The sequence below is a fragment of the Pseudoxanthomonas sangjuensis genome (assembly GCF_010211755.1).
Lineage (GTDB): Bacteria > Pseudomonadota > Gammaproteobacteria > Xanthomonadales > Xanthomonadaceae > Pseudoxanthomonas_A > Pseudoxanthomonas_A sangjuensis.
This window is the reverse complement of the sequence record NZ_PDWR01000011.1, coordinates 25,337-38,479: the sequence shown is the minus strand read 5'-3', so window position 1 is coordinate 38,479 and position 13,143 is coordinate 25,337. Positions and strand designations below refer to the sequence as shown.

16 protein-coding genes are annotated in these 13,143 nt (G+C 69.0%); 2 read left to right on the top strand and 14 right to left on the bottom strand.

Features of this window, described 5'->3' with window-relative positions; genetic code table 11:
* Nucleotides 1–310: 310 nt before the first annotated feature.
* From hflC to rlmE, 9 genes are all read right to left on the bottom strand, one after another.
* Complete coding sequence (gene hflC, locus CSC71_RS07545) at nt 311–1,174, bottom strand: protease modulator HflC (RefSeq protein ID WP_162373752.1); 864 nt, start codon at nt 1,172–1,174, stop codon at nt 311–313.
* Nucleotides 1,171–2,277 (bottom strand): FtsH protease activity modulator HflK, encoded by a 1,107-nt coding sequence (hflK, locus tag CSC71_RS07540; RefSeq protein ID WP_162373751.1) that lies wholly within the window; start codon nt 2,275–2,277, stop codon nt 1,171–1,173. Before hflK ends, hflC begins: the two co-directional genes overlap by 4 nt.
* Before the next feature lie 142 nt (nt 2,278–2,419).
* Nucleotides 2,420–3,712: a ribosome rescue GTPase HflX gene (gene hflX / locus CSC71_RS07535; protein ID WP_162373750.1), complete on the bottom strand. Its 1,293-nt coding sequence runs from the start codon at nt 3,710–3,712 to the stop codon at nt 2,420–2,422.
* A gap of 113 nt (nt 3,713–3,825) precedes the next feature.
* A complete protein-coding gene (gene hfq / locus CSC71_RS07530) occupies nt 3,826–4,095 on the bottom strand; it encodes an RNA chaperone Hfq (RefSeq protein ID WP_162373749.1) in 270 nt (89 codons plus the stop codon).
* A gap of 124 nt (nt 4,096–4,219) precedes the next feature.
* Nucleotides 4,220–5,179 carry a tRNA (adenosine(37)-N6)-dimethylallyltransferase MiaA gene (gene miaA / locus CSC71_RS07525; RefSeq protein ID WP_162373748.1) on the bottom strand — a complete coding sequence of 320 codons (960 nt, stop codon included), beginning with the start codon at nt 5,177–5,179 and terminating at the stop codon, nt 4,220–4,222.
* Entirely contained in the window at nt 5,180–5,335 is a 156-nt protein-coding gene (locus tag CSC71_RS07520; protein WP_162373747.1) for a hypothetical protein, read from the bottom strand.
* Between the two features lie 5 nt (nt 5,336–5,340).
* Entirely contained in the window at nt 5,341–6,234 is an 894-nt protein-coding gene (folP, locus tag CSC71_RS07515) for a dihydropteroate synthase (protein WP_162373746.1), read from the bottom strand.
* Nucleotides 6,235–6,308: 74 nt separating this feature from the next.
* The gene (ftsH, locus tag CSC71_RS07510; protein ID WP_162373745.1) at nt 6,309–8,228 is read right to left on the bottom strand and encodes an ATP-dependent zinc metalloprotease FtsH; all 1,920 of its coding nucleotides are present in this window, start codon (nt 8,226–8,228) and stop codon (nt 6,309–6,311) included.
* Between the two features lie 48 nt (nt 8,229–8,276).
* Complete coding sequence (rlmE, locus tag CSC71_RS07505) at nt 8,277–8,909, bottom strand: 23S rRNA (uridine(2552)-2'-O)-methyltransferase RlmE (RefSeq protein WP_162373744.1); 633 nt, start codon at nt 8,907–8,909, stop codon at nt 8,277–8,279.
* 82 nt (nt 8,910–8,991) lie between these two features.
* Between rlmE and yhbY the strand changes: the two genes are divergently transcribed.
* Together yhbY and CSC71_RS07495 are read left to right on the top strand one after the other, a co-directional pair.
* Nucleotides 8,992–9,297 carry a ribosome assembly RNA-binding protein YhbY gene (gene yhbY, locus CSC71_RS07500; RefSeq protein ID WP_162373743.1) on the top strand — a complete coding sequence of 102 codons (306 nt, stop codon included), beginning with the start codon at nt 8,992–8,994 and terminating at the stop codon, nt 9,295–9,297.
* Between the two features lie 43 nt (nt 9,298–9,340).
* Nucleotides 9,341–9,715 carry an Mth938-like domain-containing protein gene (locus CSC71_RS07495; RefSeq protein ID WP_162373742.1) on the top strand — a complete coding sequence of 125 codons (375 nt, stop codon included), beginning with the start codon at nt 9,341–9,343 and terminating at the stop codon, nt 9,713–9,715.
* Between the two features lie 79 nt (nt 9,716–9,794).
* Here CSC71_RS07495 and CSC71_RS07490 read toward each other — a convergent pair whose 3' ends face one another.
* From CSC71_RS07490 to surE, 5 genes are read right to left on the bottom strand one after another with little or no spacing between them, the layout of a single operon-like run.
* Nucleotides 9,795–10,106, bottom strand: a complete 312-nt coding sequence (locus tag CSC71_RS07490) for a DUF5076 domain-containing protein (protein WP_162373741.1) — start codon at nt 10,104–10,106, stop codon at nt 9,795–9,797.
* Nucleotides 10,107–10,123: 17 nt separating this feature from the next.
* A complete protein-coding gene (locus CSC71_RS07485) occupies nt 10,124–10,927 on the bottom strand; it encodes a peptidoglycan DD-metalloendopeptidase family protein (protein ID WP_162373740.1) in 804 nt (267 codons plus the stop codon).
* A 37-nt stretch (nt 10,928–10,964) separates the two neighbouring features.
* Nucleotides 10,965–11,582: a YqaA family protein gene (locus CSC71_RS07480; protein WP_162373739.1), complete on the bottom strand. Its 618-nt coding sequence runs from the start codon at nt 11,580–11,582 to the stop codon at nt 10,965–10,967.
* Nucleotides 11,582–12,274, bottom strand: coding sequence for a protein-L-isoaspartate(D-aspartate) O-methyltransferase (locus CSC71_RS07475; protein ID WP_162373738.1), 693 nt, complete (start codon nt 12,272–12,274; stop codon nt 11,582–11,584). The genes CSC71_RS07480 and CSC71_RS07475 overlap by 1 nt, the downstream gene beginning before the upstream one ends.
* The gene (surE, locus tag CSC71_RS07470; protein ID WP_162373737.1) at nt 12,271–13,065 is read right to left on the bottom strand and encodes a 5'/3'-nucleotidase SurE; all 795 of its coding nucleotides are present in this window, start codon (nt 13,063–13,065) and stop codon (nt 12,271–12,273) included. Before surE ends, CSC71_RS07475 begins: the two co-directional genes overlap by 4 nt.
* Nucleotides 13,066–13,143 lie beyond the last annotated feature (78 nt).

Here is a 13,143-nt window from a genome sequence, read left to right as displayed (position 1 = left end):
TGACTCCTGGAACTGCGGCCATCGGGGCCGCGGTGAATGATCGTGTCCGGCCGGTTGCCGCGGGGTGACGGTGCCATCGGGGCAGCGCCGGCCGCATCCGGCCCAGACACGGAAAAAGCCGGCAGGGTCGGGCCCCGTCCGGCTTTTGCGAATTATCCGGGTTTTCTGGGGTGGGGGCTACCCCGGGGCGGCCCCCGTCCTTTCCTCCGCTTCAGCGGAGTGACCATGCCGGACCCCTCCTCCTTCTCCCCCCGTTTCAGCGGGGAGAAGGAGACTGCCGGGCCCTCGGCGGGCGGGCAGAAGGCGATTCCTAGCGATCGCTGCGCAAGTACTGCAGGAACGGGTCGTTGCGGTCCAGCACGATCACGCCGTTGCCGTCGGCGAACGCGGTGCGGTAGGCCTCCAGGCTGCGGTAGAAGGCGTAGAAGCCCGGGTCCGCGGCGGTCGCCGCGGCGTAGATGCGAGCCGCCTCGGCGTCGCCCTCGCCGCGCATGCGCTGCGCGTCGCGCTCGGCCTCGGCCACCAGCACCGCCTGGTCGCGGTCGGCCTGGGCGCGGATGGTGCGGGCCTGCTCTTCGCCCTCGGCGCGCAGCTTGCTGGCCACCTGCTTGCGCTGCGCGCGCATGCGCTCGTAGACGTCGGTGATGACCTGGCTGTCGGTCGGCAGGTCGATCTGCTTGATGCGGATGTCGACGATCTGCACGCCCAGGTTGCGCGCGGCCGCATTGATCGCCTGCAGCTGGCCCGCGACGATTTCGTTGCGGTCGCCCGAGACCAGTTGCTGCAGCGTGCGCGAATTGATCTGGTTGCGCAGCGAATCGGTGACGATCGGCGCCAGCCGTTCGGCCGCGGCGCTCTCGACGCCGCTGGTGGCGCGATAGAAGGCGCGCGAGTCGGCGATGTAGCCGATCGCGAAGAAGTCGACGGAGACGTCCTTCTGCTCGCTGGTGAAATAGCGCTCCGGGTTGGTTTCCAGGATCTGGAAGCGGCGGTCGAAGGTCTTCGCCGACTCGACCAGCGGCCACTTGAAGTGCAGGCCGGGCTTGAGGTCGGCGCGCACCACCTTGCCCAGGTTCAGCACCAGCGCGGTCTGGTCCTCGCGCACCACGAACACCGAGCCGAGCAGGCCCAGCAGCGCCACCACCGCGACGGCGACGATCACCGAAGCCTTCATCGTTGCACCTCCTCGCGCCCGGTCGGTCGCGGCGGACGCGAACTGTCGCGCTCCGTCGCCGAACTCTCAACCGCGGGCATCGTCAGTTCCGGCGTCGTCGGCAGGACCGGCGCCGCCGTGGCCGCACCGGACTGGGCCGGCATCGGCACGTAGATCAGCTGGCGGCCGTCGCCGCCGACCACCTTGCGGTTCTGCGCCAGCACGCGCTGCACCGTTTCCAGCCACAGCCGCTTGCGGGTGACTTCCGGCGCCGACTTGTACTGCTCGTACAGCTGGCTGTAGCGGCTGGCGTCGCCCTGCGCCTTGGCGACCACCGAGGCCTTGTAGCCCTCGGCCTCGGCGCGGCGCCGCGCGGCGGTGCCGCGCGCTTCCGGCACGACCTGGGCCGCATAGGCCTGCGCCTCGTTGACCAGGCGTTCCTTGACCTGCTGCGCGCCGTTGACCTCGTCGAAGGCCGGCTTGACCTCGTCCGGCGGGCGCGCGTTGGGCAGGGTCAGGCCGGTCACCGTCAGGCCGGTGCGATAGGCGTCCAGCGCGTGCTGCAGGCGTTCCTTAGCCGACGAAGCCAGCGGACCGCGCTTGTTCAGCACGTCCTCCAGGTCGGAACGCCCGACCTGTTCGCGCACCGCGCTCTGCGCCGCCTGTTCGAGCACCTGCGCCGGATCGCGCGTACCGTAGAAATACAGGCGCGGATCGCTGACCCGGTACTGCACGTTGAGGGTAACGCTGACGATGTTCTCGTCGCTGGTCAGCACCGGCACGACCTTGTTGATGCCCTTGATCTCGGTGGCGTTGACCTTGCGCATGCTCTCGATCGGCCACGGCCACTTGAAGTTGGGGCCGGGCTGCATGATCCGGTTGAACTGGCCGAAGCGCAGCACCACGCCGCGCTCCTGTTCGCCGATCAGCTTGAAGCTGCTGAACAGCACCAGCAGGCCGAGCACGACGCCGGCCCAGCGCCACCAGCCGCCATTGCCGCCCTCGAACAGCCCGCGCAGCCGCGCCAGCAGGTTGTCGAACGGGCTGCCGCCGCCGCGCGGCTGCCAGGGGTTGCGCTTGTTGTCGTTGCCGCCAGAACCGCTGCCGGGGGTGTTCCAGGCCATGCCCGCTCCACTTGGTTGATGTCCGCGCGGGCCGCAGCCGTCGCGGTTTCGATTCTACAAGATGGGGCCGGGGTGCCGGGCTAGCAAGTCTCGGCGCCCCTCTCCCGCTTGCGGGAGAGGGAAAGCATGCAAGAGCAAGGGTTCACGCCTCGATTTCGGGCAGCAGGGCCTCGAGCGGGTGTCCGCCGGCCTGCACGGCCAGCCGCTGCGCGTCGCCCAGGGCCAGGTCGATGGTCAGGTGCCAGCCGTGCTCATCGTGGTCTTCGTCGAGCACCGCGCCCAGCGCGTGCAGGCGCGAGCGCAAGCGCGCCGAATGCGCCGGCAGGTCGATCCGGCCGCGCACCCGGCGGAAGCCCAGCTGTTGCGCCAGCACCCCGCGCAGCAGGTCGATGCCGAGGCCGTCGCGCGCCGAGACCCAGACCCGCTCATGGCCGTCGCCGGGCACGTCGTGGCGCGGCTGCACGCCCTCGATGCGATCGATCTTGTTGAACACCAGCAGCTGCGGGATGTCGCCGGCGCCGATCTCGCGCAACACCTCGTCGACCTGGCGGATGCGTTCCTCGCGCAGCGGGTCGGCGGCGTCGACCACGTGCAGCAGCAGGTCGGCCTCGCGCGCTTCCGACAGGGTCGAACGGAACGCCGCGACCAGTTCGTGCGGCAGGTCGCGGACGAAGCCGACGGTGTCGGCCAGCACCACGCCGCCGCCGGGCAATTCGACGCGGCGCACGGTCGGGTCCAGCGTGGCGAACAGCTGGTCGGCCGCGTAGGCCTCGGCGCCGGTCAGCGTGTTGAACAGCGTCGACTTGCCGGCGTTGGTGTAGCCGACCAGCGCCACCCGCGGCAATTCGCTGCGCATCCGCGCGCGGCGCATCTGCGTGCGCTGCACCTCGACCTTCTCCAGCCGCCTCTGCAACTGCTCGACCCGCTTCTGCAGCAGGCGGCGGTCGGTTTCCAGCTGGGTTTCGCCGGGGCCGCGCAGGCCGATCGAACCGCCGCGCTGGCGCTCCAGGTGGGTCCAGCCGCGCACCAGCCGCGTGGCCATGTGCCGCAGCTGGGCCAGTTCGACCTGCAGCTTGCCCTCGTGGCTGCGCGCGCGCTGGGCGAAGATGTCGAGGATCAGCCCGGTGCGGTCCAGCACGCGCCGCTGCAACGCCTTCTCGAGGTTGCGCTCCTGGCCCGGCGACAGGGCGAAATTGACCAGCACCAAGTCGGCCTCGGTCGCGTCGGCGATCGCCTTGGCTTCCTCCAGCTTGCCACTGCCGATCAGCGTGGACGGATTGGGGCGGTCGATGCGCGCGGTGACCAGGCTGGCGATGGTGGCGCCGGCCGAGCGGGCCAGTTCGGTGAATTCCTCGGCCACGCCCTCGTCGGGCGGGCCGCCGGCATGCGGCAGGATCAGCAGCGCGTGTTCGCCCTTGCGGGATCGTTCAAACATCCGCTAAGTGTGGGGGCTGGCGGGCGGAAAACAAAGGGAGGACGGCTGGCGGCCACGCCCGGCACTTCATCCGCCTTCGTCGCCCCGCTTCCCGCGCAGCGGGAGAGGTGCGGTCACTCGCCCGCTTCGCCTTCCTCGGCGGATTCGCCTTCCGGCGGCTGGCCGCCCATGCCCACGCGCACGTTGCGCGCCGGCACCACGGTCGAGATCGCATGCTTGTAGACCATCTGGCTGACCGTATTGCGCAGCAGCACCACGAACTGGTCGAAGGACTCGATGGTGCCCTGCAGCTTGATGCCGTTGACCAGGTACACCGAAACCGGCACACGTTCGCGCCGCAACGCATTCAGGAATGGATCCTGCAAGGACTGCCCCTTGGACATTTCACTGCTCCTGTCCCTCTCGCGGAGGGATCGTTCTTATTGCCGGCGCGGCTCTGCGTTTTCCCCACGCGCCGCCCGGTCCAGCGATGTTACACAACCACGGCCGTTTGGCCAGCCCAGCGCGTCACAATGGTTTCGCCAGGAACATTTCCAGCGCCTGCTGCAGTGCGTCGTGGCCGGTTTGCGGATCGAACCAGCGCGCGTCCATTTCGCCGCGCAGCCAGGTCAGCTGGCGCTTGGCCAGCTGGCGCGTGGCGGAGATCGCGCGGTCGCGGAATTCCGCCGCGTCGCTGGCGCCGTCCAGGTGCGCCCAGGCCTGCCGGTAGCCGACCGCGCGGATCGCGGGAAGGTCGAACGCGGCGGGATGCTGGCGCAATGCCGGCAATTCGCGCAGGCGCCTGACCTCGTCGAGGAAGCCCGCTTCGAGCATCGCGTCGAAGCGCTTCCCGATGCGCTGGTGCAATACGGCGCGGTCGCGCGGCGCCAGCACCAGCTTCAGCACGCGGAACGGGAAACGCTCGCGCACGGACTCGCGCTGCCATTCGCTGATCGGCTTGCCGCTGAGCCGGAACACCTCGAGCGCGCGCTGGATGCGTTGCGGATCGGTCGGCTTGATCTTCTTCGCGGCATCGGGATCGACCCTGGCGAGTTCGGCGTGCAGCGCCGGCCAGCCGAGCTCTTCCGCGCGCGCCGCGATCTCCGCGCGGATGCCGGCATCGGCTTCCGGCATCGGCGACAGGCCCTTGAGCAGCGCCTGGAAATACAGGCCGGTACCGCCGGCGAGGATCGGCAGCCTGCCGCGCGCGGCGATGCCGTCGAGTGCGGCGCGCGCATCGGCGGCGAATTCCGCCGCCGAATACGGCTGCCACGGTTCGCGCACGTCGATCAGGTGGTGCGGGACGAGCGCCTGTTCTTCCCCGCTCGGTTTCGCCGCGCCGATGTCGAGGCCGCGGTAGACCAGCGCCGAGTCGACGCTGACGATTTCGCCGTCGAGCCGCTGCGCCCATTCCAGCGCCAGCGCGGACTTGCCCGACGCGGTCGGGCCCATCAGGGCAATGGCGGGGGGGCGATTATCCGTCGCCACTCAACCCAGCCCCGAGAATGCATCGCTGACGATTCCCCACCAGCGCTTCAATCGCTCCTTCAACGACCCGTGGCCCTTTCGGAAGCACGTCGCCAGCAGCCAGGCGGTAGCCCCCAGCATCATCAGCAGCCCGATGGCGACGAATGGCCAATCCATGCCGCTCAATCTTCCGGCCAGGCGATCGCCGGCTTCGCTTCCCTGCGCGGCAACGGCACCGCGGCGACGGCGCTCCACACCTTCAGCGCGTCGACGGTGGCGGCGACGTCGTGCACACGCAGGATCTTCGCACCGCGCTGCGCGGCGATCAGGTGCGCGGCGACCGAGCCGGCGACGCGCTCTGCGGGCCTGTCGCGCCCGGTCAGTTCGCCGATGGTGCGCTTGCGCGACAGGCCGGCCAGCGCCGGCACGCCGAGTTCGGCGAAGCGTTCGAACTGCGCCAGCAACGCCAGGTTGTGCGCGGTGGTCTTGCCGAAGCCGAAGCCGGGGTCGACGACGAGGTTCTTCTTCGCGATGCCGGCCATCTCCGCGGCGAAGATGCGTTCGGTCAGGAAACGGTGCACGTCGCCGACCACGTCGTCGTACTCCGGCGCGTCCTGCATCGAACGCGGTTCGCCGAGCATGTGCATGATGACGACCGGCACGCCGAGTTCGGCCGCCGCATCGAGCGCCCCCGGCTGGCGCAGGCCGTACACGTCGTTGACCATGCCGGCGCCGGCGGCGACCGCGGCGCGCATCACTTCCGGCTTGTAGCTGTCGACGCTGATCGGCAGCGACGTTTCCTTCGCCAGCCTCTCGATGACGGGAATCACGCGCCGGAGCTCTTCGTCGAGCGGCACTTCGCCGGCGCCCGGCCGGGTCGATTCGCCGCCGACGTCGAGGATGTCGGCGCCCTCCTCCGCCAGCTTCAGCCCGTGCGCGACCGCCGCTTCCAGGGTGTCGTGCGCGCCGCCGTCGGAGAACGAATCCGGGGTGGCATTGACGATGCCCATCACCCGCGGGCGGTCGAGCTTCAGGATGCGGCCGGCGCAGTCGAGTTGCGGAGTGGTGTCGAACATGGATCGATCCGGATGCGGAAACAAGAAAGGCCAGACGGAAGTCTGGCCTTTCGCTGTCGGACTGGCAACGCGCCTCAGGTCTGCGCCGCCGGGCCGCCGATCGGCGGCAGCGGGCGCGGTTCCTTGCGGCCCTTGTCCGACTTGCCCCAGTCCGCCGGCGGCGGCACGTCGCGGCCTTCCATGATCGCGTCGATCTGCGGCGCGTCGATGGTTTCGTACTCGAGCAGCAGCTTGGCCATCTGGTGCAGCTTGTCCAGGTTGTCGGTCAGGATCTTCGTGGTCCGCGCGTAGGCCTTGTCGAGGATGCCGCGCACCACCTCGTCGATCCTGCGCGCGGTCTCGTTCGACACGTTCTTGTGCTGGGTCACCGAGCGGCCGAGGAACACCTCGTCCTCCTCCTCGCCGTAGGCGATCGGGCCCATCTCGTCGCTCAGGCCCCACTTGGTGACCATGTTGCGCGCCATCTTGGTCGCGCGCTCGATGTCGTTGGACGCGCCGGTGGTGACCTTGTCGGTGCCGAAGATCAGTTCCTCGGCGACGCGGCCGCCGTACAGCGAGCACAGCTGCGATTCGATGGCGACGCGGTTCATCGAATACTTGTCGCCCTCCGGCAGGTACATGGTCACGCCCAGCGCGCGGCCGCGCGGGATGATCGTGACCTTGTAGACCGGGTCGTGCTCCGGCACCAGGCGGCCGACGATGGCGTGGCCGGCCTCGTGGTAGGCGGTCAGCGTCTTCTCGTCCTCGCTCATCGCCATCGAGCGGCGCTCGGCGCCCATCAGGATCTTGTCGCGCGCCTTGTCGAAGTGCTCCATGCGCACTTCCCTGGCGTTTTCGCGCGCGGCGAACAGCGCCGCCTCGTTGCACAGGTTGGCCAGGTCGGCGCCGGAGAAGCCCGGCGTGCCACGCGCCACCACCATCGGCTCGACGTCGTCGGCCAGCGGCAGCTTGCGCATGTGCACCTTGAGGATCTGCTCGCGGCCCTTGACGTCGGGCAGGCCGACCACGACCTGGCGGTCGAAGCGGCCCGGGCGCAGCAGCGCCGGGTCGAGCACGTCGGGCCGGTTGGTCGCGGCGATCACGATCACGCCCTCGCCGCCCTCGAAGCCGTCCATCTCGACCAGCAACTGGTTGAGCGTCTGCTCGCGCTCGTCGTGGCCGCCGCCGAGGCCGGCGCCGCGATGGCGGCCGACCGCGTCGATCTCGTCGATGAAGATGATGCACGGCGCGTGCTTCTTCGCCTGCTCGAACATGTCGCGCACGCGGCTGGCGCCGACGCCGACGAACATCTCGACGAAGTCGGAGCCGGAAATCGAGAAGAACGGCACCTTGGCCTCGCCGGCGATCGCCTTGGCCAGCAGGGTCTTGCCGGTGCCCGGCGGGCCGACCATCAGCACGCCGCGCGGGATCTTGCCGCCCAGCTTCTGGAACTTGGACGGGTCGCGCAGGAATTCGACCAGTTCGCCGACTTCCTCCTTGGCCTCGTCGCAGCCGGCGACGTCGGCGAAGGTGATCTTGATCTGGTCCTCGCCCTGCAGCTTGGCGCGCGACTTGCCGAACGACATCGCGCCCTTGGCGCCGCCGCCGCCGCCCTGCATCTGCCGCATGATGAAGATCCAGAAGCCGATGATCAGCAACACCGGCAGGAAGTTCATCAGGATCGCCACCAGCGAGATGCCGCTGCTCGGCTTTTCGCGGGTGACCACCACGTTCTTGTTGACCAGGACGTTGATCAGGTCGTCGTCCTTCGGCCCGTACACGGTGGCCGACGAGCCGTCGGCGCGCTTGTACTTGATCGCGTTGGTCGCCAGCGTGGTGTCGTTGGTGAATTCCACCGACTGCACGCGGCCGTTGTTCACTTCCTGCAGGAAGTCCGAATAGGCGGTTTCGCTCGCCACGGCGCCGCCGCGGTTCGGCGAGAAGCTCTGGAACACCACCATCAGCACGACGGCGACGACCACCCACAACAGCAAATTCTTGGCCAAGTCGTTCATCCTCTTGGGTTTCCGGTGTTCCTGCCTGCCTACCTTACTGCAATTGCCTCAATGCGGCTGCGGCCTCTTGCCCTGCCCCAGCGCGTAAACCTCCGGCGACCGCTTGCGCGAGGCGTCCGGCTTGCGGATCGCGACCTTGTCGTAGCGCTTCCGCATTTCCCTGACGTAGTCGTCGAAACCCACGCCCTGGAACAGCTTGATCAGGAACGCGCCGCCGGGCCGGAGGTGGCCGTCGGCGAAATCCATCGCCAGTTCGGCCAGGTACATCGCCCGCGGCTGGTCCACCGCATCCATGCCGCTTTTATTGGGGGCCATGTCGGAAAGCACAAGGTCGACCGGCTGCCCGTTCAGCATCGCCTCCAGCTGCGATAACACGCCCGCTTCCCTGAAGTCGCCATGAAGGAACTCCACCCCCGCCAGCGGCGGCATTTCCAGGATGTCCATCGCCACCACCCGGCCGGTATCGCCGAGGGCCTGGCGTACGTACTGCGACCAGCCTCCCGGCGCGGCGCCCAGGTCGACCACGACCATCCCCGGCTTCAGCAACCGGTCGCGGGCGACCAGCTCCTCGAGCTTGTAGGCCGCGCGCGAACGCATGCCCTCGGCCTGGGCCTTCTTCACGTAGGGGTCGGAGAAATGTTCCTTCAGCCAGCGCTGGCTGCTTTTGCTGCGGGTAGCCATGGGCGAGGCCGGCGGGGGCCCGTCGTGGGAGAACGGTTGGCCGCCATGATACCCTGAACCCCCATCCCAGCCCGTATTTCGCATGTCCACGCCGTTGACCGCCGCCCAGAACCGCTTCCTGCGCGGCCACGCCCACGATCTGAAGGCGTTGCTGCAGACCGGCGGCAAGGGCGTCACCCCGGCCTTCCTGGCCGAGCTGGACGAGGTGCTGGAGCGCCACGAGCTGGTCAAGGTCAAGGTGGCGGCCGAGGACCGCGAGGCGCGCGAGGCGCTGGTTTCCGAGATCGTCGGCCGGACCGGCGCCGCCCTGGTCCAGCGGATCGGCCACGTCGCCATCCTGTACCGGCCGAGCAAGGACAAGCGGCAGATCGTGCTGCCGCGCGGCTGACGAATCCCATCCTGCTTGAGGGGGCGGGCCGGAAAGTCGAACCATGCACCTGAACCGCGAAATCCCCGACTACGCCTTCATCCTGCGCGCCGCCGACGGCCGCAGCGCGAAGGTCAACGACCGCGTGCTGCCCGCCAGCTTCATCCTGTCGCCGGCGCAGCTGCTCGAGGACTGGGCGCCGGCCGGCGCCGGCGCGCGGCCCGCCGACGACCTGGCCCCGCTGCTGGCACTGAACCCGGAACTGGTCCTGCTGGGCACCGGCGAACGCCAGGTGTTCCCGCCCGCCGCGGCAATGGCCGCCTGCCTGACCCGCGGCATCGGCATCGAGGTGATGGCCAACCCCGCCGCGGCACGGACGTTCAACGTGCTGGCCAGCGAGGGCCGGCGGGTCGTCGCGGGATTCCTGCTCGGCGCGTGATTTGCAGGAACCGGTAGAGCCGAAGGCGAAGCGAAGTGGCAGGCCAGCCCTGCGTGGCAGATGCTTCACCCGCGGGCCGTCAACTATGGCCGGGATGAAGCTCTCCCGATGCATCTGAAGTCGGCTCTTTGAATTCAACCCACAACGATTCGATGATGCTCAGCGCCGTTTCTGTCGAATCGGAACCATCCATGTCTCGAATGGCATTCGAGACATGCCGGACCACGTCGGCAAGCAATATCCCCCATGCCGCCGCTTCATCATGACCCTGCTCTTTCCACATGCCGACATTTAACGTGCAGTGCAGACCTTTCTCTGCAATCCATGCGCTCAGCATCTGTATCGAGTTTTCATCACGCTGTGCTGCTGGAGGAATAACCAGAGTTCGCATGCTCTTCCCCGATCAAGTCAACGTTTCGGCAAATATTCCTGCGGATTGACCGGCTTGCCGTTGTAGCGGATTTCGAAGTGCAGCATGTCGCGCGAGGCGCCGCTGCGACCCATTTCGGCGATCTGCTGGCCGGCCTTGACGATCTGGCCTTCGTTGACCAGGCGCTTGCGGTTGTGGCCGTAGGCCGACAGCCACTGCTCGTTGTGCTTGACGATGATCAGTTCGCCGTAGCCAACCAGCCCCGCGCCGGAATACACCACCATGCCGTCGGCCGCCGCGCGCACCGGCTGGCCGCCGGAACCCGCGATGTCGATGCCCTGCCGGGTCGCGTCGCCGGCGGCATAACCGCCGATCACCTGCCCGTCGGTCGGCCAGCGCCATTTGAAGCCGCTGCCGGACGGGACCGCCGCAACCGGCGGCGGCGCGGGCGTCGTGTTGCGCGGAGCCGGGGCCGGCGGCTTCGGCCTGCCCGTCGTCGTCGCCGGGACCGAGGGCTTCGACGCGGACGCGGACGCATCCGACGGATACAACCGCAGCGTCTGTCCCGGGTAGATCGTGTAGGGCGGCGAGATGTTGTTCCACAGCGCCAGATCCAGCGGCGTGATGCCGTTGTCGACCGCAATGCGGTACAGCGTCTGTCCCTTCCGCACGCGCGCGGTGGCGCCGTACTTGGGCTGCGAAACCTTCGGCGCGGGCCGCGAAGAGGGCTGGGACGTGCGCGTCACCGTGGCGGTGCCGCACGCCACCAGCGCAGCGGCGGCGAACGCGAGGACGGAGGCCTGGGCCAGTGCGTTGCGCGCGGGTTTCATCCGTCTGCTCATCCTTCCTCGTTCCGTGCGTCCGTCGTCCTGCCGGATTCTATCCGGCGTATTTGGCCTTCCACACCAGCCAGCCGACCAGCGCCGCCAGCAGCGCGCTGGCGATCCAGCCGACCGGCTCGATCCAGCGGTGCAGCGCCGCCTCGGCGCGTACCCCGCCAAGGCGGATCGCGCCGGCGACCAGATACAGGCGCTTGCCGCGACCGACCGCCATGCTCGCGAGGAACGGTAGCAGCGGCACGCCGACGATGCCTGACGCCCAAGTGAATATCTTCAGCGGGATCGGCGTGAATCCGGCCAGCACCAGCAGCCAGAACGCCTTCCACGGCGATTCGGCGACGATCTGGCGCAGGTGCTCGACCTGGATATCGATGGCGTTGCGCCAGCCCAGCCATTCGATCGCCGGCTGCAGCGCGGCGAAGGCGAAATGGCCCAGCGCATAACCGAGCAGCGCGCCGAACAGGGAGCCGACCAGACTCAGCGTGGCGAACCACAAGCCGCGCTCCGGTTGCGCCAGCGACATCGGCGCCAGCATCACTTCCGGCGGCACCGGGAAGATCACCGCCTCGGCGAAGCTCAGCGCGGTCAGCAACGCCGGCGCGCGCGGATGCGCGGCCCACTGCATCGCGCGCCGGTACAGCGGCCCGAAGATCCGCATCAGTCGAGGGTTCCGGACAACAGGGGCACGAAGGCCACCGCGGCCAGCTTGGCTTCTTCGACGCTGCCGTCCGCGCGCTTGGTCAGCTTGACCAGCGACTGCGACGATGCGCCGCCGACCGGCGCGACCAGGCTGGCGCCGACCGCGAGTTGTTCGATCAGCGCCGCCACCAGCGCCGGCCCGGCGGCGGTGACGATGATCGCGTCGAACGGCGCGTGTTCCGGCCAGCCGGCGCGGCCGTCGTCGTGCTTGCTGCGGATGTTGAGGCCGAGCGTGCGGAAGCGCTTGCGCGCCTGGCGCAACAGGTCGCCGATGCGCTCGACGGTGTAGACCTCCATGCCCAGCGCGGCCAGCACCGCGGCCTGGTAGCCGGAACCGGTGCCGACTTCGAGCACCCTGGTCGGGGCGGCCGTCTTCGGCGCATTCTCGAGCAGCGCCTCGGTCATCCGCGCCACCACCCACGGCTGCGAGATGGTCTGGCCGTGGCCGATCGGCAGCGCGGTGTCCTCGTAGGCGCGCGTGGCCAGCGCCTCGTCGACGAACAGGTGCCGCGGCACGGTGCGGATCGCGTTGAGCACGTTCTCGTTGCGGATGCCGTTCTCCCGCAACCGCTCGACCAGGCGGTCGCGCACGCGCTGCGAGGTCATGCCCAGCCCGACCGCGTGCGGCCGCAGGTGCAGCTTCGACATCATGCCCGGCCCTCCGGCGACGAGGCCTCCAGCGATGCGGTCAGCCCGTCGACCCAGCTGGCGACCTTGTCCAGCGCCTGGAAGCGGGTCAGGTCGACGTGGATCGGGCTGATCGAGATGTTGCCGGTGCGCACCGCGTGGAAATCGGTGCCGGGGCCGGCATCCTGCTCCGGGCCGGCCGGGCCGATCCAGTACACCGTGCCGCCGCGCGGATCGCTCTGCGGAATGCAGGCTTCCGAACGGTGGCGGTTGCCGAGCCGGGTGACTTCGAAGCCGGCCACCTCGTCCCAGGGCAGGTCGGGCACGTTGACGTTGAGGATGGTGTCGGCCGGCAGCGGATCGGACTTCAGCCGCGCCACGATCTCGACCGCGGCGCGCGCGGCGGTGGCGTAGTTGCGCGCGGTGTGGTCGACGGTGACCAGCGATACCGCCACCGCCGGCAGGCCGAGGAAGCGCCCCTCCATCGCCGCCGACACGGTGCCGGAATAGATCACGTCGTCGCCGAGGTTGGCCGAGTTGTTGATGCCCGACACGACGATGTCGGGCTCGAAGTCGAGCATGCCGGTCAGCGCCAGGTGCACGCAGTCGGTCGGCGTGCCGTTGACGCGGATGGTGTGCTCGTCGAGCCGCTTGGTGCGGATCGGCAGGTCGAGCGTCAGCGAATTGCTGGCGCCGGAACGGTCGCGGTCGGGCGCCACCATCCACACCTCGTGGCCCGCGCCGCGCAGGCCTTCGGCCAGGGCGTGGATGCCGGGCGCGTCGACGCCGTCGTCGTTGCTGACCAGGATTCTCATGCGTTCCCTCATTCGCGCCCATGATACCGGAAGCGCATGACGACTTGCCCGCCCGCATCGCCCGTTTCCGGCGTTAAC

Coding starts and splice junctions, on each gene's coding strand:
- hflC (WP_162373752.1), bottom strand. CDS start 1,174: ATGAAGGCTTCGGTGATCGTCGCCGTCGCGGTGGTGGCGCTGCTGGGC.
- hflK (WP_162373751.1), bottom strand. CDS start 2,277: ATGGCCTGGAACACCCCCGGCAGCGGTTCTGGCGGCAACGACAACAAG.
- hflX (WP_162373750.1), bottom strand. CDS start 3,712: ATGTTTGAACGATCCCGCAAGGGCGAACACGCGCTGCTGATCCTGCCG.
- hfq (WP_162373749.1), bottom strand. CDS start 4,095: ATGTCCAAGGGGCAGTCCTTGCAGGATCCATTCCTGAATGCGTTGCGG.
- CSC71_RS07520 (WP_162373747.1), bottom strand. CDS start 5,335: ATGGATTGGCCATTCGTCGCCATCGGGCTGCTGATGATGCTGGGGGCT.
- folP (WP_162373746.1), bottom strand. CDS start 6,234: ATGTTCGACACCACTCCGCAACTCGACTGCGCCGGCCGCATCCTGAAG.
- ftsH (WP_162373745.1), bottom strand. CDS start 8,228: ATGAACGACTTGGCCAAGAATTTGCTGTTGTGGGTGGTCGTCGCCGTC.
- rlmE (WP_162373744.1), bottom strand. CDS start 8,909: ATGGCTACCCGCAGCAAAAGCAGCCAGCGCTGGCTGAAGGAACATTTC.
- yhbY (WP_162373743.1), top strand. CDS start 8,992: ATGTCCACGCCGTTGACCGCCGCCCAGAACCGCTTCCTGCGCGGCCAC.
- CSC71_RS07495 (WP_162373742.1), top strand. CDS start 9,341: ATGCACCTGAACCGCGAAATCCCCGACTACGCCTTCATCCTGCGCGCC.
- CSC71_RS07490 (WP_162373741.1), bottom strand. CDS start 10,106: ATGCGAACTCTGGTTATTCCTCCAGCAGCACAGCGTGATGAAAACTCG.
- CSC71_RS07485 (WP_162373740.1), bottom strand. CDS start 10,927: ATGAGCAGACGGATGAAACCCGCGCGCAACGCACTGGCCCAGGCCTCC.
- CSC71_RS07480 (WP_162373739.1), bottom strand. CDS start 11,582: ATGCGGATCTTCGGGCCGCTGTACCGGCGCGCGATGCAGTGGGCCGCG.
- CSC71_RS07475 (WP_162373738.1), bottom strand. CDS start 12,274: ATGATGTCGAAGCTGCACCTGCGGCCGCACGCGGTCGGGCTGGGCATG.
- surE (WP_162373737.1), bottom strand. CDS start 13,065: ATGAGAATCCTGGTCAGCAACGACGACGGCGTCGACGCGCCCGGCATC.